Genomic DNA, 18,285 nt, shown 5'->3' with positions numbered 1-18,285 from the left:
GTGCCGGTGGCCTGCACGCCCTGCTCCCAGGTCCAGAGTTCGTAGTCGAAGCCATGCGGGTTGCTCAGGCCATGCGGCGCGCGCGGGCGGATGGTCATTTCCCAGCGCTCGCCCGCATGCAGGGCCGGGGGCCGGCGCTGCGGCTCCAGCGGCCTCACGGTGGTGGTCGCGCTGGTGGCGCCGAAGAAGAAGCCGCCGTACCAGGAAACATCCATGCGTTCGGGCAACTGCACGGCCTGGCTCGGCTGGCCCGGTTCTGCGGCGGGCAACCAGGCCGACTCGACCTGCAGGCGCAGGCGCACGCCCGCCTCGTTGACCTGGGGCATGGCGGCAATGGTGCCGATGACGCGGATGTTCTGCCCCTCCAGCGCCGGGTCCAGTGCGCCCTGCAGGTAGACCGTGGCGCGCAGGCCGGTGGTGGCAAACAGCAGCCCGGCACCGGCGCAGGCCGTGAGCAGGCGGCAGGCCCAGCGGCCCGGCAAGGCCGCCGAATGCAGCGCCAGACCCGAAAGCCCCCAGGCCACCACGGCGCACGCCAACACCACTGCATAACCATGCCAGTGCCAGAGCGCCGCCTGCTGCAGTTGCAGGGCCGCGCCGCAGAGGCTGCCGACCAGCAGCGCCGGCACGCGCCACAGGGGAGCAGCATGGCGGCCGCGCAGGCCCGCCGCGGGAGCAGCATCAGCGGAGCTGGCTAGGGTGGCTGCGGCAAGTGGCTCGGGCATCCCCGCATGCTAAACCGCGGGTGCATCAGGCCTTCAAGGTCTGCCCGGGCGCGCGGGTGTGTAACACTCATGGGCACATCGGCTTTGGCCCGACCGGAGCCAGTTTCTCCCTTCACCACCCAACCCGAGGACAACGACCATGAGCGTTTACGACAAGCTTTCCGAACTGAACATCACCCTGCCCCCCGTGTCGGTGCCCGCCGCCGCCTATGTTCCCTACGTGCAGACCGGCAACCTGGTGTTCCTCTCCGGCCACATCGCGCGCAAGGATGGCAAGCCCTGGGCGGCCCAGTTCGGCCACAACATCAGCACCGAAGAAGGCAAGACCGCCGCGCGCGCCGTGGCCGTGGACCTGCTGGGCACTCTGCATGCGGCCACCGGCGGCGACCTGAACCGCGTCAAGCGCATCGTCAAGGTCATGAGCCTGGTGAACTCGACCGGCGACTTCACCGAGCAGCACTTGGTGACCAATGGCGCCAGCGAGCTGTTCGGCCAGGTGTTCGGCGACAAGGGCGTGCATGCGCGCAGCGCCTTCGGCGTGGCGCAGATCCCCATGGGTGCCTGCGTGGAAATCGAGCTCATCGCAGAACTCGCGTAACCCCCTGAGCCGCTTCGCGTCATCTCCCTGAAGGGGGACGCTCAGCGCAAGCGCTGGTTACGCCGCCTTCGCGGCGGGGCGGCCCTTGCGCGGGAGCGCTGGCTTGCGGCGCGCCAGTTTCAAAGGCCGCCTGACCGTCAGAACGACTCCCAGTCCTCCTCGGCGCCCTGGGCCAGGGCCGGGGAACGCGCTGGTGCAGCCTTGGCGGGCGCAGCATGTTTCGCGGCCGGCTTGCTGGAGGCCTGCGTGATGCGGGGCGCGGCGGTCTTGGTGGCTGCCGCTGCCGGTCTGGCTGCGGGCGTGTGCGCCGCGCGCATCGGTGGCGCCGTGCCGCCATAGGCGGCGCCATTGACCTTGAACACCGAGACCACCTGCGCCAGGTGTTCGGCCTGCTCGCGCAGGCTTTGCGCGGCGGCGGCACTCTCTTCCCCCAGCGCGGCGTTCTGCTGGGTCATCTGGTCGAGGTTGCCCACGGCCTGGTTGACCTGGGAGATGCCGGCGCTCTGCTCGGACGAGGCCGAAGTGATCTCGCCGATCATGTCGGTCACGCTCTGCACCGAACGCACGATGTCGGTCATGGTGCTGCCTGCGTCGGCCACCAGGCGGCTGCCGGCCTCGACCTTTTCCACCGAGGCACTGATCAGCGCCTTGATCTCCTTGGCGGCCTCGGCGCTGCGCTGGGCCAGGCTGCGCACCTCGCTGGCCACCACGGCAAAGCCGCGGCCCTGCTCGCCGGCACGCGCGGCTTCCACCGCCGCGTTGAGGGCCAGGATGTTGGTCTGGAAGGCGATGCCATCGATGGTGCCGATGATGTCCGAGATCTTCTTGCTGCTGTGGTTGATGTCTTCCATGGTGGAGACCACCTGGGTCACCACCGAGCCGCCGCGCTCGGCCACGCCCGTCGCGCTGGCCGCCAGCGTGCTGGCCTGGCGGGCACTGCTGGCGCTCTGGGCAATGGTGCTGGTGAACTGCTCCATGGCGGCCGCCGTCTGCTGCAGGTTGCTCGAGGTCTGCTCGGTGCGGGCCGAGAGGTCGTGGTTGCCGGTGGCGATCTCGGCGCTGGCGATGGCGATGCTGTCGGTGCTCTGGCGCACCTGGTGCACCATGCGCCCGAGCGAATCGCTCATCGCATACTGCGAGCGCAGCAGGTCGCCGAACTCGTCGCCACGGGTGACCGAGCCCTGCTCGCTGAGATCCCCTGCGGCGATCTTGGCCGCAAGATCGTTGGCCTGCGCCAAGGGGCGCTGGATGTGGCCGATCAGGTAGTAGGCGCCGGCGATGATGGCCGCCAGCAGCACCGCCACCGCCACGGCGGCGATCTTCACGGTGAGCATGCGCGATTCGCCCATCTCGGCCAGGCGGGTTTGCGCGGTCTTTTGCTGCAGCTCCACGAAGTCACGCAGGGTCGTGAGGTAGGCCGCCACTGCCGGGTTGTAGGTCTGCTTGACCAGGGCCACGGCCTCGTCGGCCTTGCCATCGGCCTTGAGCTGACGCGCCTTGCCGCGCAGCTCGATCATGGTCTTGCGCGCGTCGGCGATCTTGGCCATCTGGGCCTTGTCCACATCGGACAGCGCCATGCCTTCGAGCGATTTCTGCACCTCGGTGATCTGGGCCGAGGTGGCGGCGATCACGTCCTTGAATTCGGCCTCGACCGCCGCATCGCTGCTCACGATAAGGGCCTGCGTACGGGCGGCATTGGTCTCGGTCAGGCCCGCCCAGCGGATGGCGGTGTTCACGCGGGTCTGCATTTCGCGCGACACCGCATCGGCCTCGGCCTGCACCTTGGCCGAGCGGTAGGCCGAAAAGCCCACCACGCCGGCCAACATGACCACGATGAAGATGACAGCAAGCCAGAGTTTCTGGGCAATCCGAATGCGCTGGAACATCAGGGTCTCCTGGCGGGTTGGTGATTCCTGGTGCCGATTGACAGGATGCGTGGGCCGGCCGATGCGCCAGAAAACCATGACATCCGCGTGAAATGCCACCATGGGTTTACACATGGTGCTCTCTTTTTTGCCGGTTATCCAATCCGTAGCAACCCGCGTAGTCCCGCGCCAAAAACAAAAAAACCGCCTCGAAAGGCGGTTTGGAGGGAAATGTGGCCGGATCGGGCGATACCGGACTATTCCACCCGCGTCACCGCCGAAGGCTTGAAGCCCAGGTCCGCCGCCTTGCCCTTGCGCCCGCGCGCCGCCCGGGCGTTGTTGAGCGAGCGGATCTCCAGCGTTTCCTCCCGCTCCTTGCCGCCGCGGCCGATGCCGTCGATGCGGATGCTGCGCGTGTAGGCCGCGGCGCCGGCCAGCGTGTCCTTGGGCTCCAGGTCGATCAGCATCAGGCCGCGCCCGCCATTGGCCATGGTCTTGAGTTCGGTGATCTCGAAGGTCAGGATGCGCCCGCCCACCGAGGCGCAGGCCACGTGTGTGGCCGGGGCCAACGGCTGGCCGCCGCTGCTGCCGGCGGCGTGCGAAGGCGGACAGACGGTCTCGCCCTCGCCCAGCGACAGGAAGGCCTTGCCGCCCTTCTGGCGCGAGACCATGTTCTCGACCGAGGCGATGAAGCCATAGCCGCCCGAGTTGGACAGCAGCAGGCTGGCACTGGCCGGCCCGGCGAAGTAGTGCAGCAGCTGCGTGCCCGATTCGAGCTCGATCAGCGTGGTCACGGGCTGGCCGTCGCCGCGCGCACCGGGCAGCACCGACACCGGCACCGAGTACACGCGGCCATTGCTGCCAAAGGCCAGCAAGGTATCGACCGTGCGGCACTCGAAGGTGCGGTACAGCCCGTCGCCGGCCTTGAAGGCGAAGCTTGCGGCCTCATGGCCATGGCCGGTGCGCGCACGCACCCAGCCCTTTTGCGAGACCACCACGGTCACGGGCTCGTCCACCACCTTGACCTCGGCCACGGCCTTCTTTTCGGCCTGGATCAGCGTGCGGCGCGCATCGGCGAAGGTCTTGGCGTCGGCCTCGATCTCCTTGACCATCAGGCGGCGCAGCGAGCCGGGGTTGTTCAGGATGTCTTCGAGCTTGCCCTGGCTGTCGCGCAGGTCCTTGAGATCCTGCTCGATCTTGAGGGCTTCGAGCCGCGCCAGCTGGCGCAGGCGGATTTCCAGGATGTCCTCGGCCTGGCGGTCGCTCAATGCAAAGCGCGCGATCAGCGCCGCCTTGGGGTCCTCGGCCTGGCGGATGATCGCGATCACCTCGTCGATGTTGAGCAGCACCAGCTGCCGCCCTTCGAGGATGTGGATGCGGTCCAGCACCTTGCCCAGGCGGTGCTGGGAGCGGCGGGTGATGGTGGTCTGGCGGAAGGAGATCCACTCCTCCAGCATCTGGCGCAGCGACTTCTGCACCGGCCGGCCGTCCAGGCCCACCATGGTCAGGTTGATGGGCGCCGAGGTCTCCAGGCTGGTGTGGGCCAGCAGTGCGGTGATCAGCTCCTGCTGCGGCGTCTTGCCGGTCTTGGGCTCGAACACCAGGCGCACCGGCGCGTCCTTGCTGGATTCGTCGCGCACCACGTCCAGCACAGCCAGCATGCTGGCCTTGAGCTGGGTCTGGTCCTGGCTCAGCGCCTTCTTGCCGGCCTTGACCTTGGGGTTGGTGATTTCCTCGATCTCTTCGAGCACCTTCTGCGAGCTCACGCCCGGTGGCAGCTCGTTGACCACCAATTGCCACTGGCCGCGCGCGAGTTCCTCGATCTGCCAGCGCGCGCGCACCTTGAGGCTGCCGCGGCCGGTGCGGTAGGCGTCGGCGATGTCGCCGGCACTGCTGATGATCTGCCCGCCGCCAGGGTAGTCGGGGCCGGGCACCAGGGCCAGCAGGTCGTCCTGCGACAGCGCGGGCGTCTTGATCAGCGCCACGCAGGCATCGGCGATCTCGCGCAGGTTGTGGCTCGGGATCTCGGTGGCCAGGCCCACGGCAATGCCACTGGCACCGTTGAGCAGCGCAAACGGCAGGCGCGCAGGCAGCTGGCGCGGCTCTTCGGTGCTGCCGTCGTAGTTGGGCATGAAATCGACCGTGCCCTCGTCGATCTCGTCGAGCAGCAGGCTGGTGATGCGCGACAGGCGCGCCTCGGTGTAGCGCATGGCCGCGGCGCCGTCGCCATCGCGGCTGCCGAAGTTGCCCTGGCCATCGATGAGCGGGTAGCGCTGGGCAAAATCCTGTGCCATGCGCACCAGCGCGTCGTAGGCCGACTGGTCGCCGTGCGGGTGGAAGCGGCCCAGCACATCGCCCACCACGCGGGCGCTCTTGACCGGCTTGGCCGCCGTGTTGCGCGTGGGGCCGCTGTAGCCCAGGCCCATGCGGTCCATGGAGTACAGGATGCGGCGCTGCACGGGCTTGAGGCCATCGCACACGTCGGGCAGGGCTCGGCCCTTGACGACCGAAAGCGCGTACTCCAGGTAGGCGCGCTGGGCGTAGCCGGCCAGGCCCAGGGAATCATCGCCGCCGTCGTCGGAGGCCGGGAAATCGAGAGTGGGTTGGTCGCTCATTCGTTCTTGCGGGATTCAGGTTCAGTCATTGCGGGCGCCTGCACCACCCCGGTGGGTGGCAGGTTGCCCCGGTTCAGGGCGCCGCCCTGCAGTTCCATGCGCACGCGGCCGGACACCGCGCGCTGGCTTTTCACGGGTGCGGGCGGCTTGAGCTGTGCATACAGGCCCAGCACAGTGCGCACGTAGTTCTGCGTTTCCTTGTACGCCGGGATCTGGTTGCCGGCGCGCTGCACCGCGCCCTCGCCCGCGTTGTAGGCGGCCAGGGCCAGGTCCAGGCGCTCGGGAAACAGGTTGAGCAGGTGGCGCAGGTAGCGCGTGCCGGTGGGCACGTTCACGGCCGGATCGGTGAGCTTCTTCTCCACCGAGCGTTTCGCATCAGCGCTCACACCAAAGCGCGTGGCCGTGGCAGGCATCACCTGCATCAGCCCCACGGCGCCCTTGGGCGACACGGCATCGGCATCGAAGCCTGACTCCGTGGCGATCAGCGCCTGCAGCAGCTCGTAGTCCACATCGTGCTTGGCGGCGGCGGCACGCAGATGGTGCTTGACGCGTTTGTAGTCCGGCGCAATGTCGAAGAACGCCAGCAGCCTGGCCCCCGCCGGCGGCAGGGCATGGGGCAGGGCCTGCGCATCGGAGGGACCATCGCGCGTGGAATCGAACTCGTTGCCCTTGAAGAACAGCTGGTAGTTGGCGTCCACCTGCTCGGGCGCGAAGTGCGTCACGCCGCGCGGGTCGACATAGGCCCAGAGGTCGGCGTGGGCGGCTACGTGCGCCAGGCCCAGCAGCAGGCCCACGCACAGCAGTCGCAGGCGCTCAGATGTCGATCTCGACCGCATCGCCATGCAGTTCCATCAGCTCGCGCCGCGAGGCTGCCTCGCCCTTGCCCATGAGCTTGGTGATCAGGCCCTCGGTCGCGGCGAAGTCCATGCCGCCCAGTTGCACGGGCAGCAGGCGGCGCGTGTCGGGGTTGAGCGTGGTCTCCCACAGTTGCTCGGCGTTCATCTCGCCCAGGCCCTTGAAGCGGCTGATCTGGCACTTCTCGCGCGCCACGCCGTCCTTGGCGCATTTGTCGAGAATGGCGGTGAGTTCGCCGTCATCGAGCGCATACATCTTGGCGGCAGGCTTCTTGCCGCGCGCCGGCACGTCCACACGGAACAGCGGCGGGCGGGCCACATAGATGTGGCCGGCCTCGATGAGCTTGGGGAAATGGCGAAAAAACAGCGTGAGCAGCAACACCTGGATGTGCGAGCCGTCGACATCGGCGTCCGACAGGATGCAGACCTTGCCGTAGCGCAGGCCCGAGAGGTCGGGCGTGTCGTTCGGGCCGTGCGGATCCACGCCGATCGCGACCGAAATGTCGTGGATCTCGTTGTTGGCGAACAGGCGGTCGCGCTCCACCTCCCAGGTGTTGAGCACCTTGCCGCGCAGCGGCAGGATGGCCTGGCTTTCCTTGTCGCGGCCCATCTTGGCGCTGCCGCCGGCCGAGTCGCCCTCGACCAGGAAGACTTCGTTGTGGGCGATGTCGCGGCTCTCGCAGTCGGTGAGCTTGCCGGGCAGCACGGCCACGCCCGAGCCCTTGCGCTTTTCGACCTTCTGGCCGGCCTTCTGGCGCGTCTGCGCGGCCTTGATGGCCAGCTCGGCGAGCTTCTTGCCGTAGTCCACGTGCTGGTTGAGCCACAGTTCGAGCGCCGGGCGCACGAAGCCCGACACCAGGCGCACGGCGTCGCGCGAGTTCAGGCGCTCCTTGATCTGGCCCTGGAACTGCGGGTCCAGCACCTTGGCCGAGAGCACGTAGCTGGCGCGGGCGAACACGTCCTCGGGCAGCAGCTTGACGCCCTTGGGCAGCAGGCTGTGCAGCTCGATGAAGCTCTTGACGGCGTTGAACAGGCCGTCGCGCAGGCCGCTTTCATGCGTGCCGCCGGCGCTGGTGGGGATCAGGTTGACGTAGCTCTCGCGCATGGGCTGGCCGTCTTCGGTGAAAGCCACGCACCACGATGCCCCCTCGCCCTCGGCAAAGCTCTCGTTGTTGCGGTCGGCATAGCCCTCGCCCTCAAAGAGCGGGATCACCGGGTCGCCGCTGAGCGTCTGCATCAGGTAGTCGCGCAGGCCGCCCTTGTACTGCCAGGTCTGGGTGTCGCGCGTCTTCTCGTTGGTGAGCGTCACGGTGACGCCGGGCATGAGCACGGCCTTGCTGCGCAGGAGGTGGGTGAGCTCGCCCATGGGCAGCGCGCTCGACTCGAAGTACTTGGCATCGGGCCAGGCGCGCACGGTCGTGCCCTGCTTGCGCTCGCCGGCTTCCAGGGCCCGCGTCACCAGGGGTTCGACCACGTCGCCGGCCGAGAATGCCAGGCGCGCCACCTTGCCCTCGCGGTGGCTGCTCACCTCCAGCCGGGTGGACAGGGCGTTGGTGACGCTCACGCCCACGCCGTGCAGGCCGCCCGAGAAGCTGTAGGCGCCGCCCGAGCCCTTGTCGAACTTGCCGCCGGCATGCAGGCGGGTGTAGACGAGCTCGATCACCGGGGCCTTTTCCTCGGGGTGCATGCCGAAGGGGAGGCCGCGCCCGTCGTCCTCCACGCTCACCGAGCCGTCGGCGTGCAGCGTGACCTTGATCTTCTTGCCATGGCCGGCGAGCGCCTCGTCGGCGGCGTTGTCCAGCACCTCCTGGATGATGTGCAGGGGGTTGTCGGTGCGGGTGTACATGCCCGGGCGCTGCTTGACGGGCTCCAGGCCCTTGAGCACACGGATCGAGCCCTCGGAATATTCACTGGCGGAAACGGACGACGGTTTGGCAGACATGCGGCGGATTGTAGTGCGGCGGCGCAGCAAAAGCTGGATGAAAATACAGGTCCATTGCTGGCAACTGTACTGTTCGGTAGTGTGCGGGCAGATTGTGGCCAATCTGGCTACATTCTGCGCATGTCCTTGAATCCTCCGAAACTGTCCATGTTCCAGGTGCTCGCGTGCGGCGCGGCCATCGTCACCCTGTCCATGGGCACCCGCCACGGCTTCGGCCTGTGGCTGCAGCCCATCACCCAGGAAATGGGCTGGACACGCCAGACATTCGCCCTGGCCATCGCCATCCAGAACCTTTCCTGGGGCCTGATCGGCATCTTCGCGGGCATGGCGGCCGACCGATTCGGCGCCTTCCGCGTGCTGCTGGCCGGCGCCGCCCTGTATGCGGCAGGCCTGGCCGGCATGGCCTTGTCACCCACGCCGCTGCTGTTCGCGCTGACTACCGGCGTGTTGATCGGCGCTGCCCAGGCGGGCACCACCTATGCGGTGATCTATGGTGTGCTGGGCCGCCAGATCGCGCCCGAGAAGCGCTCCTGGGCCATGGGGGTGGCCGCAGCGGCCGGCTCCTTCGGCCAGTTCCTCATGGTACCCCTGGAGGGCTGGCTGATCGCCAGCTTCGGCTGGCAGCAGGCGCTTTTGACGCTGTCGCTGGCAGTGCTGCTCATCGTGCCCCTGGCCTTCGGCCTGCGCGAGCCGGGCTTCAAAGGCACGGCCCCGGTCAAGCGCGACCAGACCATCGCCCAGGCGCTGCTGGAGGCCTTCCGCTATCCCAGCTTCACGCTGCTCATGGCGGGCTACTTCGTCTGCGGATTCCAGGTGGTGTTCATCGGCGTGCACATGCCCAGCTACCTCAAGGACCACGGCCTCTCGCCCCAGGTGGCCAGCTACGCGCTGGCGCTGATCGGCCTGTTCAACGTGTTCGGCACCTATATTGCGGGCACCCTGGGCCAGCGCCTGCAAAAGCGCTACATCCTGGCCTTCATCTACTTTGCGCGGGCGATTGCCATTGCGGTGTTCCTGGTGGTACCGCTGTCGCCGGCCTCGGTGTACATCTTCTCGGCCGTCATGGGCACGCTGTGGCTGTCCACCATTCCGCCCACCAATGCCACCATTGCCCAGATCTTCGGCGTGCAGCACCTGTCCATGCTCGGCGGCTTCGTGTTCTTCAGCCACCAGATCGGCAGCTTCCTGGGCGTGTGGCTGGGCGGCTACCTGTACGACGCCACGGGCAGCTACGACATCGTCTGGTACATCTCCATCGCCCTTGGGGTGTTCGCGGCCCTGGTGAACCTGCCGGTCAAGGAAAGCCCTATCCAGCGCAGGGCCCCGGTGCCGGCATGATGGCGGGCTGAACCACCGCCTTCTGCCATGCCCACCGCCCCCGAGCCCCAGCCCCCCAGCCCGCCGGCCCTGCCGCTGGCGTGGCGGCTGCTGGCGTGGGCGGTCTCCATCGTGGCCTGCCTGGCCGTTTTCGGCCTGTACACGGCCCCCGAATTCATGGTGCTGCTGGCCGACAAGGTGTGGAGCTGCTTTTGAGCCGAACGCCGTCCCAGGGCGCCGGGTGCTCCTTTTTCAATAGCAAACGATGCACGGATCTGACAACCCATCGGACTGGGTGCGCCGCTGGTCCCACCTGATCGCGCCCGGCAGCACGGTGCTCGATGTGGCCTGTGGTGCGGGGCGCCACCTGCGCTGGCTGCACGGCCTGGGCCATGCCGTGGTGGGGGTGGACCGATCCGCCGAGGCGGTGGCGGCCGCCGCACCGCTCGGCGAGATGGTTTGCGCCGATATCGAGAACGGCCCCTGGCCTTTCGCCGGGCGGCAGTTCGGCGCGGTAGTGGTGACCAACTACCTGTGGCGCCCGCTGTTTCCCACCCTGCTGGCGAGCCTGGCGCCGGGTGGTGTACTGCTCTACGAGACCTTTGCACACGGTAACGAAACGGTGGGCCGCCCCGCACGGTCCGAGTTCCTGCTGCAGCCGGGTGAACTGCTGGCAGCCTGCAATGGCCTGCGCACCGTGGCCTACGAGGACGGCTTTGTCGAAGAACCCGCACGTTTCGTGCAGCGCATCACGGCCGTGAGGGAACTTGCGGACGCCGGGGCACCCTCAAGACATCTGCTGGCCAGCCGGCCTAGTTAGAATGCTCTTTTATCCCGTTCACCACTGCGGACATGACATCTTCCTTAGTGCCACTCACCGGCAGCATCGTCGCCCTCGTCACCCCCCTGCATGAGGACGGCAGCGTCGACTACCCTGCGCTGCGCAAACTGATCGACTGGCACATTGCCGAAGGCACCGACTGCATCGGCGTCGTGGGCACTACGGGCGAATCGCCCACGGTGAACGTCGAGGAACACTGCGAGATCATCCGCGTGGCCGTGGAGCAGGCCGCCAAGCGCGTGCCCATCATGGCCGGCTGCGGCGCCAATTCGACGGCCGAGGCCATCGAGCTGGCCCGTTTTGCCAAGAAGGTGGGCGCCGACTCGCAGCTGCAGGTCGTGCCCTACTACAACAAGCCCACGCAAGAGGGCCAGTACCAGCATTTCAAAGCCATCGCCGAGGCCGTGGGCGACCTGCCCACCATCCTGTACAACGTGCCCGGACGCTCGGTTGCGGACATGCAGCACGACACCGTGCTGCGCCTGGCCCAGGTGCCCGGCATCATCGGCATCAAGGAGGCCACGGGCAACATCGAGCGCGCGCAGTGGCTGATCCGCGAAGCCCCCAAGGGCTTCGGCATCTACTCGGGCGACGATCCGACCGCCGTGGCCCTGATGCTGTGCGGCGGCCATGGCAATGTGAGCGTGACGGCCAACGTGGCGCCGCGCCTGATGCACGAGCTGTGCGTGGCGGCGATTGCCGGCAACGTGCGGCGCGCCATGGAAATCCAGTTCCAGCTGATGCCCGTGCACAAGCAGCTCTTCGTCGAAGCCAACCCCATCCCCGTGAAGTGGGCCGTGGCCCGCATGGGCCTGTGCGGTGGCACACTGCGCCTGCCCATGACCCCTCTGAGCCCGGCCAATGAAGCCGTGGTCGAGGCGGCCCTGCGCTCCGCCAGCCTGATCTAACAACCCGGGCTGCGCCCGAACCCTGACACTCCAAGGATATTCGCGTGAACGCTGTTACTACCCGAGTGGGCCTGCTGGCCCTCGCCCTGGCACTGTCCGCCTGCTCCGCCCTCGAAGGCGACAAGATCGATTACAAGAGCGCCGCCAAGGGCTCCACGCTGGAGGTGCCTCCGGACCTGACCCAGCTCTCGCGCGACTCCCGCTACAACGTGCCGGGCGGCGCCGTGTCGGCCGCAGCCCTGCAGGCCAGCCAGGCCGCCCAGCCCTCGGGCACGGCCAACGCGGCCGCCGCGCAACTGGGCGACGTGCGCATCATGCGCGAAGGCAACAAGCGCAGGCTGGTGATCGACCGCCCGGCGGACAAGCTGTGGGAGCCCGTGCGCGACTTCTGGCTGGAGAACGGCTTCACGCTGGACCTGGACCAGGCCAACCTGGGCATCATGGAGACCGACTGGGCCGAGAACCGCGCCAAGTTGCCGCAGGACCTGATCCGCTCCACGCTGGGCAAGGTCATCGACTCGCTGTACTCCACCGGCGAGCGTGACCGCTTCCGCACCCGCCTGGAGCGCAACGCCGCTGGCGGCACCGAGGTCTACATCACGCACCGCGGCATGATCGAGGTCTACAGCAACACCACCAAGGACCAGACCGTCTGGCAGCCCCGTGCAGCCGACCCCGAGCTGGAAACCGAATTCCTGCGCCGCCTGATGGTCCGGCTGGGCGTGAGCCAGGAGCAGTCCAAGGCCGTCGTGGCAGCCTCCGCCGCACCGGTGGCGCAATCGGCCACGGTGGCCAATGTGAACAATGTGCCCGTGGTGCAGATCAACGAGGGCTTCGACCGCGCCTGGCGCCGTGTCGGCGTGGCGCTGGACCGCACCGGCTTCACCGTGGAAGACCGCAACCGCAATGAAGGCGTGTACTTCGTGCGCTACGTCGCACCCAACGCGGACAAGAAGGAGCAGGGCTTCTTCGGCAAGCTGTTCAGCCGCTCGCCAGCCGCCGTGCCGCCGCTCAAGTACCGCATCGTGGTGCGCAGCCAGGCGGAGTCGACCACCGTGTCGGTGCTCAACGAGGGCGGCTCGCCCGAATCCTCGGCCAACGCCGAGCGCATCCTGCGCGTGATTGCAGACGAGCTGAAGTAAACGGACACCCCACCCTGCGGCGCCTGGACGCCATCCCTCGGGGTGGTGCCCAGGCGCTCTTCATTTCTCCATGCTGCGTTTGAAGAACCTCGCCAGCGGCAGCGCTGGCAACGCCACCGTGGTGGAAGCCTGCGACGGCCTGCACACCCGGCGCCTGCTGGTCGATTGCGGCATCGGCCCGCGCCAGCTCGAAACCCGCCTGGCGGCGGCCGGACTGCAGATCGGCCAGATCGACGGCCTGTTCATCACCCACGAACACTCTGACCACATCGGCTGCGCGCACGCGCTCGCGCTGCGCCACCGCATCCCTGTGTGGATGAGCCAGGGCACGCACATGGCCATCGGCGCGCCCGATTTCGATGGGCTGCTGCACCTGGCGCAGGACATGCAAGCCATCGAGCTGGGCCCGCTGTCGTTTCGCCCCTTCACGGTGCCCCACGATGCGCGCGAGCCCCTGCAGCTGCGCTGCACCGATGGCGCCCACGACCTGGCGCTGCTCACCGACCTGGGCCATGCCTCGTCCCACGTACTGCAGCAGGTGGCAGGCTGCCACGCGCTGTTCATCGAGGCCAATCACGACCCGGACCTGCTGGCCGCTTCGGCCTACCCGGCCTTCCTCAAGCGCCGGGTGGGCGGTGCCCACGGCCACCTGGCCAACCAGGCCACGGCCGCCATCGTGCAGGCCGTGCGGCACGATGGCCTGCAATGGGTGGTGGCCGCCCACCTGAGCGCGCGCAACAACACGCCCGAACTGGCCCGGCAGGCGCTTGCGGGTGCACTGCAGTGGGCACCCGAGCTCATCGTGGTGGCCGACCAAGCCCAGGGAACGGGCTGGCTGACCGTGGGTGAACAGCCCACGCCCACAGGGCCACTGACCCCGCCGCCCCTGCCCACCTCCCTGTTCTGAGGGCGAGCGAAAAAAAACCCTGCACTCTTGCGAGGGCAGGGTTTCCGAGCCATGGCCGGCGCCAGGCGCCGGCCGCGGTTCATGCGTGCTTAGTTCGAAGCAGCGCCGGCAGCAGCGGTAGCGGCCGTGGCAGCAGCGTTGGCGGCAGCAGCAGCGTCCGAAGCGGCAGCAGCAGCGTCGGAAGCAGCAGGAGCGGCTTCGGAAGCAGCTGGTGCAGGTGCTGGAGCGGGAGCTTCCACGGGTGCTGGCGCTGGTGCTGGAGCGGGTTCTTCCTTCTTGCCGCAAGCGGCGAGGGCTGCAGCAGCGATCAGGGCGGCCAGAACGAGAGAGTTCTTCATTGCGATTTTCCTATTGTGGACAGACAGAATCTTGAAAAGCCACGGCGCCCGGCCCGAAAAAGCCTTTGCGCATTGGCACAGTGCACTTGAGTAGCACCATTTCGGCGCAGCCGCCGATTATATTGGCATTTAGTCAATACTGACTAACACCGATGCAAGGTTTACCATGCCTTCACATGGTGCAAGGCCTGGAAACGCCAAGTCGGGCGTTTGTCCTACAGGCCCAGGGTGGAGGCGGGGAAGCCCGGTGCACTTTTTCCCTGCAGCCATTCATTGAGCGTTTCGCGCACGAGCACGCGGCGATCAGGCTCGCTGCCCGTGACGCCCACGCAGCGCTCGGGGTCGAGCCGGTGCATCACCCACTGCGGCGACCATAACACACTGGGGATGTCGAGCGGATCGGCCGAGCCGGCACGCCGGCAGGTGATGATGTGGTCCCAGGTGCCGCGCCAGCGCACGAAACGCGCGTGGCGGCGGATCAGGTCGTCGTAGGATCCGGCCAGCATGGTGAAGCGCCGGCCCGTCTTGGCCCAGGCCTGCAGCGATTCGGCCACCGCGCGTTCGCCCAGCGGCCAGTCGTGGAAATTGGCATCGCTGAGCACGATCTCTCCCCAGCCCTCGCGCGCCGCGGTGGCCAGCGCATCACGCACCAGTTGGATGAAGGTCTCGCGGCTGGCGAAACGGCCCGAAGGCAGCTCGCCTGGCGAAGCGGCCAACGGTGGGGTGCTCGGGTCCTGCGTCACGGTCAATCCTCCTGCGGCTCCTGGGCACCGGAGTGGGCCCATCCCGCATCGCACCAGGACGATACCAGTTCGAGCGCATCGTCGCTGGCGCGCGCCAGTTCCCGCGCGGACAGGCGCCGCTGGTCGGCCAGGCGGCGCATCAGCGGGGCATCGCGGCCGCCAGCGCGGTAGCTCTCGCCGTTGATGAATCCAGGGTGCGCGTCGTACATCATGCGCGTGCGCCGGTCCAGCACCACGCTCTCGATCATGGCGCCGGATTCGTCGGGGTCGAACCAGACGTTGGGCTTGGGCTCGGTCAGGTACTCGCCCAGGGCGCGCTCCAGCGCCAGCGGTTCGGCCAGGGCCCTGGCCAGGGCGTCGCGGGCGAAGTCCTGCAGGCTGGCCGGGATGGCGGCGGGCTGCTCCACCGCCTCCTGGCGCGGGTCGCGGTAGAGCACGCGGGTGTCACCCTCCTCGGCCTCCTCGGTCAGGCGCACCAGCAGTTCATTGGCAAGCTCGGCCCGCGCCGGCGCGCGAAAACCGATGGAATAGGTCATGCACTCGCCTTCGGCAATGCCGTCGTGCGCATAGAGCGGGGGCAGGTAGAGCATATCGCCAGGCTCCAGCACGAACTCTTCCTCGGGCTCGAAATTCGCGAGCACCTTGAGGGGGATGCCGTCCTTGAGGGTGAGATCCTTCTGGCGGCCGATGCGCCAGCGCCGCCGGCCATGGGCCTGCAGCAGGAACACGTCGTAGCTGTCGAAGTGCGGGCCCACGCCGCCGCCATCGCTGGCATAGCTGATCATGAGGTCGTCCAGGCGCGCCTCGGGCACGAAGCGGAACTGCTGCATCAGCGCATGCACGCCCTGGTCGTGCAGGTCCACGCCCTGGACCAGCAGGGTCCAGTCGGGTCGCTTGAGCGAGGGCAGCGCGCGGCGCGTGAACGGGCCCTGGCGCAGCTTCCAGGCGCCCTTGACCTGCTGCACCAGGCGCGACTCCACGCCCTCCTGCCCGGCCAGATCGAACAGCCCGGCACGCTGCACCGGCGCCGCGAAGCCGGGTATCGCCTGGCGCACCAGCAGGGGCTTCTTGTGCCAGTGGCGGCGCATGAACTGGGCAGGGGAAAGGCCCCCCAGAAGGGTCAGGGCTTGGTGGGCGTCCATGGGTACTGTGCGGCCCTTTGCGGGGCGGTTGGTCAAACTGCGACAATTCTCCTATGGAAATTACCGAACAATGCGTGGTCGCTCTGACCTGGATCCTCAAGGACACCCTGGGCGAGGAACTCGATGTGCTCGATGAGCCCGTGGAGTTCCTCGTGGGGGGCGACGACCTTTTGCCCCGCATCGATGAGGCCTTGCAGGGCCATGGCGTGGGCGCCTCCGTCGCGCTGCACCTGGAGCCCGAAGACGCCTTTGGCGACTTCAACGACCAAATGCTGTTCCTGGAGCCGCGCTCGCTGTTCCCCGCGGAGCTCGAAGAAGGCATGACCTTCGATGGCGCAGCCCTGCCCGAAGGCGTGAACCCCGACGCCCCGCGCGACGCGCTCTACACCGTGGCCGAGATCTACCCCGAGCATGTGGTGCTGGACGGCAACCACCCGCTTGCCGGTATCGCGCTGCGCATCACGCTGCAGGTGCACGCCGTGCGCGAAGCGACCGAGGACGAGATCGGCCAGGGCACGGCTGGCACCGGTTTCTTCCGTGTGCAGCCGCAGGCGCCTGGCAACGACCTGTTGCACTGACCCTTTCCAGAAAGCCACAATGGAACAGGCCCTCGCGAGGGCCTGTTCCATTTGCGGCGCAGACAGGGCGTCAGATGCGCTGGATCTGGCCTTCGACCATGCGCACGCGGTCGCCGATGCGCAGGTCGCCTGGCGAGGGCACGTCATAGGCGCGGTAGCCGCCCTGGTCCAGCTGGATGGAAACGCGGTAGCCCAGGTATTCGCCGCTGTTGTTGCGGCGCTCCACGGCATTGCCGGCCACGGCGCCGCCGATCAGCCCCACCGCGGTGGCGGCTGCACGGCCCGAACCACCGCCCACGGCATTGCCCAGCACGCCGCCGACCACCGCACCGATCACGGCGCCCGCACCCGAGGTGCGGCCGGAACCTTGCGTGTGCGTGGTCTCGATGTTGGCCACACGGCCGAACTCGGTGACGACCGGCGTGTTGTAGACCGGGGCGGGCGCCACCGTGGTGGTGTAGCCACCGCCGGCATAGTATTCCTCCGAGCGGGGGGGGGCGCCACAGGCGGCCAGGCTGGCAAACAGCACGAGGGAGCCGGTCAGGGTGGCGATGCGGGTGAACTTGGTGGTCATGGCAAATCTCCTGGAATGAATCTCGCCGGGCAGGCCGTTGCGGGGACCGCAGCGTTCGCCGCCAGGCAATGGTGAGATTGAAGCACCGGGGATGCGCCCGCCACGCCATCTGGCAGCCGATGGCTGCGTCAGGCCGCACACCCTGGTGACGTCAGTGCTCACCTACAGGATAGAAAAGCCGGCACCGCGCTCGTAAGCGTTTGTGCGCGCGCTTACAGATCAGCCCTTGCCGGTGGAGCCGTAGCCTCCCTCGCCGCGCTCGGAGGGGGGGAATTCCGTGACCACATTGAACTGTGCCTGCACCACCGGCACGATGACCAGCTGCGCCAGGCGCTCCATGGGTTCGAGCGTGAAGGCGGTGCTGCTGCGGTTACAGGCGCTCACCATGAGCTGGCCTTGGTAGTCGCTGTCGATCAGGCCGACGAGGTTGCCGAGCACGATGCCGTGCTTGTGGCCCAGGCCCGAGCGCGGCAGGATCAGCGCGGCGTAGCCCGGGTCCTTGAGGTAGATGGAGATGCCCGTAGGCACCAGTTGCCAGGCATTGGGTTCGAGGGTGAGCGGCGCATCAAGGCAGGCCCGCAGGTCGAGCCCCGCACTGCCGGGCGTGGCATAGGTGGGCAACCGGTCCGCCATGCGCGGATCGAGAATCTTGACGTCAATCTTCACTTCTTGTTTCCTGTCTTGCGCTGCTGGGCGGCTTGCCGCTGGCGCTCCTTCACGGCCACGGGCTTGGGCACCACCACGGTGCCCGCCGCCGACGCGGCATTGATCACGATGCCCATGAACCACCACAGGCCGGCCATCACTGCCAGCACGAACCATGAGCCCTGCCCTGCCATCAGCAGCGTGAGTGCATGCACCGCCGCAACCACGGCCAGCAGGGTGCGGGCGATGCGCACCATGCCGACGAACGGGGCCACCAGTTGCAGCAGATCTGGGGGCAATGCCACGGCCACGGGCGTGGGACTGGCCGCAGCCCGGCGTGCGGCCGCCTGGGCGGACCCGGGGGCCACGCCGCCAGGGTGCACCACCTGGGCCGAATGCGCGGCCTGCGAGCGCCCCGCCTGCAGGGCCTGCTGGGCGCTCAGGCGCTCCACGTAACTGGCAAAGTCGCCATTGGGCGGGGTATCCCATTCGGGTTTGATCGAGTGCATGCTCACAAGGCCTCCCTCCGGGGATCATGGAATCGGATGCGC

At 67.9% G+C, this 18,285-nt stretch carries 19 protein-coding genes; 8 read left to right on the top strand and 11 right to left on the bottom strand.

Annotated elements, in window-relative coordinates; genetic code table 11:
* A partial coding sequence (locus tag ACK59X_RS21910; RefSeq protein WP_409960494.1) for a ComEC/Rec2 family competence protein occupies positions 1 to 725 on the bottom strand: 725 nt, incomplete at its 3' end.
* 139 nt (positions 726 to 864) lie between these two features.
* Here ACK59X_RS21910 and ACK59X_RS21905 point away from each other — a divergent pair.
* The gene (locus ACK59X_RS21905; protein WP_409960493.1) at positions 865 to 1,323 is read left to right on the top strand and encodes a RidA family protein; all 459 of its coding nucleotides are present in this window, start codon (positions 865 to 867) and stop codon (positions 1,321 to 1,323) included.
* 137 nt (positions 1,324 to 1,460) lie between these two features.
* On the opposite strand, the gene ACK59X_RS21900 is transcribed toward ACK59X_RS21905, so the two are convergent.
* From ACK59X_RS21900 to ACK59X_RS21885, 4 genes are all read right to left on the bottom strand, one after another.
* Entirely contained in the window at positions 1,461 to 3,209 is a 1,749-nt protein-coding gene (locus tag ACK59X_RS21900) for a methyl-accepting chemotaxis protein (RefSeq protein WP_409960492.1), read from the bottom strand.
* Positions 3,210 to 3,445: 236 nt separating this feature from the next.
* Positions 3,446 to 5,803, bottom strand: a complete 2,358-nt coding sequence (gene parC, locus ACK59X_RS21895) for a DNA topoisomerase IV subunit A (RefSeq protein ID WP_409960491.1) — start codon at positions 5,801 to 5,803, stop codon at positions 3,446 to 3,448.
* The gene (locus ACK59X_RS21890) at positions 5,800 to 6,645 is read right to left on the bottom strand and encodes a lytic transglycosylase domain-containing protein (RefSeq protein ID WP_409960490.1); all 846 of its coding nucleotides are present in this window, start codon (positions 6,643 to 6,645) and stop codon (positions 5,800 to 5,802) included. Before ACK59X_RS21890 ends, parC begins: the two co-directional genes overlap by 4 nt.
* Positions 6,617 to 8,599 carry a DNA topoisomerase IV subunit B gene (locus tag ACK59X_RS21885; RefSeq protein WP_409960489.1) on the bottom strand — a complete coding sequence of 661 codons (1,983 nt, stop codon included), beginning with the start codon at positions 8,597 to 8,599 and terminating at the stop codon, positions 6,617 to 6,619. Before ACK59X_RS21885 ends, ACK59X_RS21890 begins: the two co-directional genes overlap by 29 nt.
* A gap of 120 nt (positions 8,600 to 8,719) precedes the next feature.
* On the opposite strand from ACK59X_RS21885, the gene ACK59X_RS21880 reads away from it, so the two are divergent.
* The 6 genes from ACK59X_RS21880 (at position 8,720) to ACK59X_RS21855 (ending at position 13,714) form a co-directional block, all read left to right on the top strand.
* Entirely contained in the window at positions 8,720 to 9,937 is a 1,218-nt protein-coding gene (locus ACK59X_RS21880) for an MFS transporter (protein WP_409960488.1), read from the top strand.
* 27 nt (positions 9,938 to 9,964) lie between these two features.
* The gene (locus tag ACK59X_RS21875) at positions 9,965 to 10,132 is read left to right on the top strand and encodes a hypothetical protein (RefSeq protein WP_409960487.1); all 168 of its coding nucleotides are present in this window, start codon (positions 9,965 to 9,967) and stop codon (positions 10,130 to 10,132) included.
* Between the two features lie 49 nt (positions 10,133 to 10,181).
* Entirely contained in the window at positions 10,182 to 10,736 is a 555-nt protein-coding gene (locus tag ACK59X_RS21870; RefSeq protein WP_409960486.1) for a class I SAM-dependent methyltransferase, read from the top strand.
* A gap of 32 nt (positions 10,737 to 10,768) precedes the next feature.
* The gene (gene dapA / locus ACK59X_RS21865; RefSeq protein WP_409960485.1) at positions 10,769 to 11,665 is read left to right on the top strand and encodes a 4-hydroxy-tetrahydrodipicolinate synthase; all 897 of its coding nucleotides are present in this window, start codon (positions 10,769 to 10,771) and stop codon (positions 11,663 to 11,665) included.
* Positions 11,666 to 11,709: 44 nt separating this feature from the next.
* Positions 11,710 to 12,807, top strand: coding sequence for an outer membrane protein assembly factor BamC (gene bamC / locus ACK59X_RS21860; protein WP_409960484.1), 1,098 nt, complete (start codon positions 11,710 to 11,712; stop codon positions 12,805 to 12,807).
* A 70-nt stretch (positions 12,808 to 12,877) separates the two neighbouring features.
* Entirely contained in the window at positions 12,878 to 13,714 is an 837-nt protein-coding gene (locus tag ACK59X_RS21855) for an MBL fold metallo-hydrolase (RefSeq protein WP_409960483.1), read from the top strand.
* Between the two features lie 89 nt (positions 13,715 to 13,803).
* Here the strand turns inward: ACK59X_RS21855 and ACK59X_RS21850 are convergent, their stop codons facing one another.
* The 3 genes from ACK59X_RS21850 to ACK59X_RS21840 form a co-directional block, all read right to left on the bottom strand.
* Entirely contained in the window at positions 13,804 to 14,052 is a 249-nt protein-coding gene (locus ACK59X_RS21850) for a hypothetical protein (RefSeq protein WP_409960482.1), read from the bottom strand.
* Positions 14,053 to 14,267: 215 nt separating this feature from the next.
* Positions 14,268 to 14,795, bottom strand: a complete 528-nt coding sequence (locus tag ACK59X_RS21845; RefSeq protein WP_409960481.1) for a hypothetical protein — start codon at positions 14,793 to 14,795, stop codon at positions 14,268 to 14,270.
* A gap of 2 nt (positions 14,796 to 14,797) precedes the next feature.
* Entirely contained in the window at positions 14,798 to 15,937 is a 1,140-nt protein-coding gene (locus tag ACK59X_RS21840; protein WP_409960480.1) for a JmjC domain-containing protein, read from the bottom strand.
* Between the two features lie 53 nt (positions 15,938 to 15,990).
* Between ACK59X_RS21840 and ACK59X_RS21835 the strand changes: the two genes are divergently transcribed.
* The gene (locus tag ACK59X_RS21835) at positions 15,991 to 16,515 is read left to right on the top strand and encodes a peptidylprolyl isomerase (protein ID WP_409960479.1); all 525 of its coding nucleotides are present in this window, start codon (positions 15,991 to 15,993) and stop codon (positions 16,513 to 16,515) included.
* A gap of 70 nt (positions 16,516 to 16,585) precedes the next feature.
* Here ACK59X_RS21835 and ACK59X_RS21830 read toward each other — a convergent pair whose 3' ends face one another.
* The 3 genes from ACK59X_RS21830 to ACK59X_RS21820 all read right to left on the bottom strand — a co-directional run bounded on the left by ACK59X_RS21830 (position 16,586) and on the right by ACK59X_RS21820 (position 18,243).
* Complete coding sequence (locus ACK59X_RS21830; protein ID WP_409960478.1) at positions 16,586 to 17,089, bottom strand: glycine zipper 2TM domain-containing protein; 504 nt, start codon at positions 17,087 to 17,089, stop codon at positions 16,586 to 16,588.
* Positions 17,090 to 17,308: 219 nt separating this feature from the next.
* A complete protein-coding gene (dut, locus tag ACK59X_RS21825; protein ID WP_409960477.1) occupies positions 17,309 to 17,755 on the bottom strand; it encodes a dUTP diphosphatase in 447 nt (148 codons plus the stop codon).
* Entirely contained in the window at positions 17,752 to 18,243 is a 492-nt protein-coding gene (locus tag ACK59X_RS21820) for a hypothetical protein (RefSeq protein ID WP_409960476.1), read from the bottom strand. The genes dut and ACK59X_RS21820 overlap by 4 nt, the downstream gene beginning before the upstream one ends.
* Between the last annotated feature and the right edge of the window lie 42 nt (positions 18,244 to 18,285).

This window comes from Acidovorax sp., from assembly GCF_046339755.1.
GTDB lineage: Bacteria > Pseudomonadota > Gammaproteobacteria > Burkholderiales > Burkholderiaceae_C > Acidovorax.
This window is presented reverse-complemented; position numbering and strand designations above follow the sequence as displayed.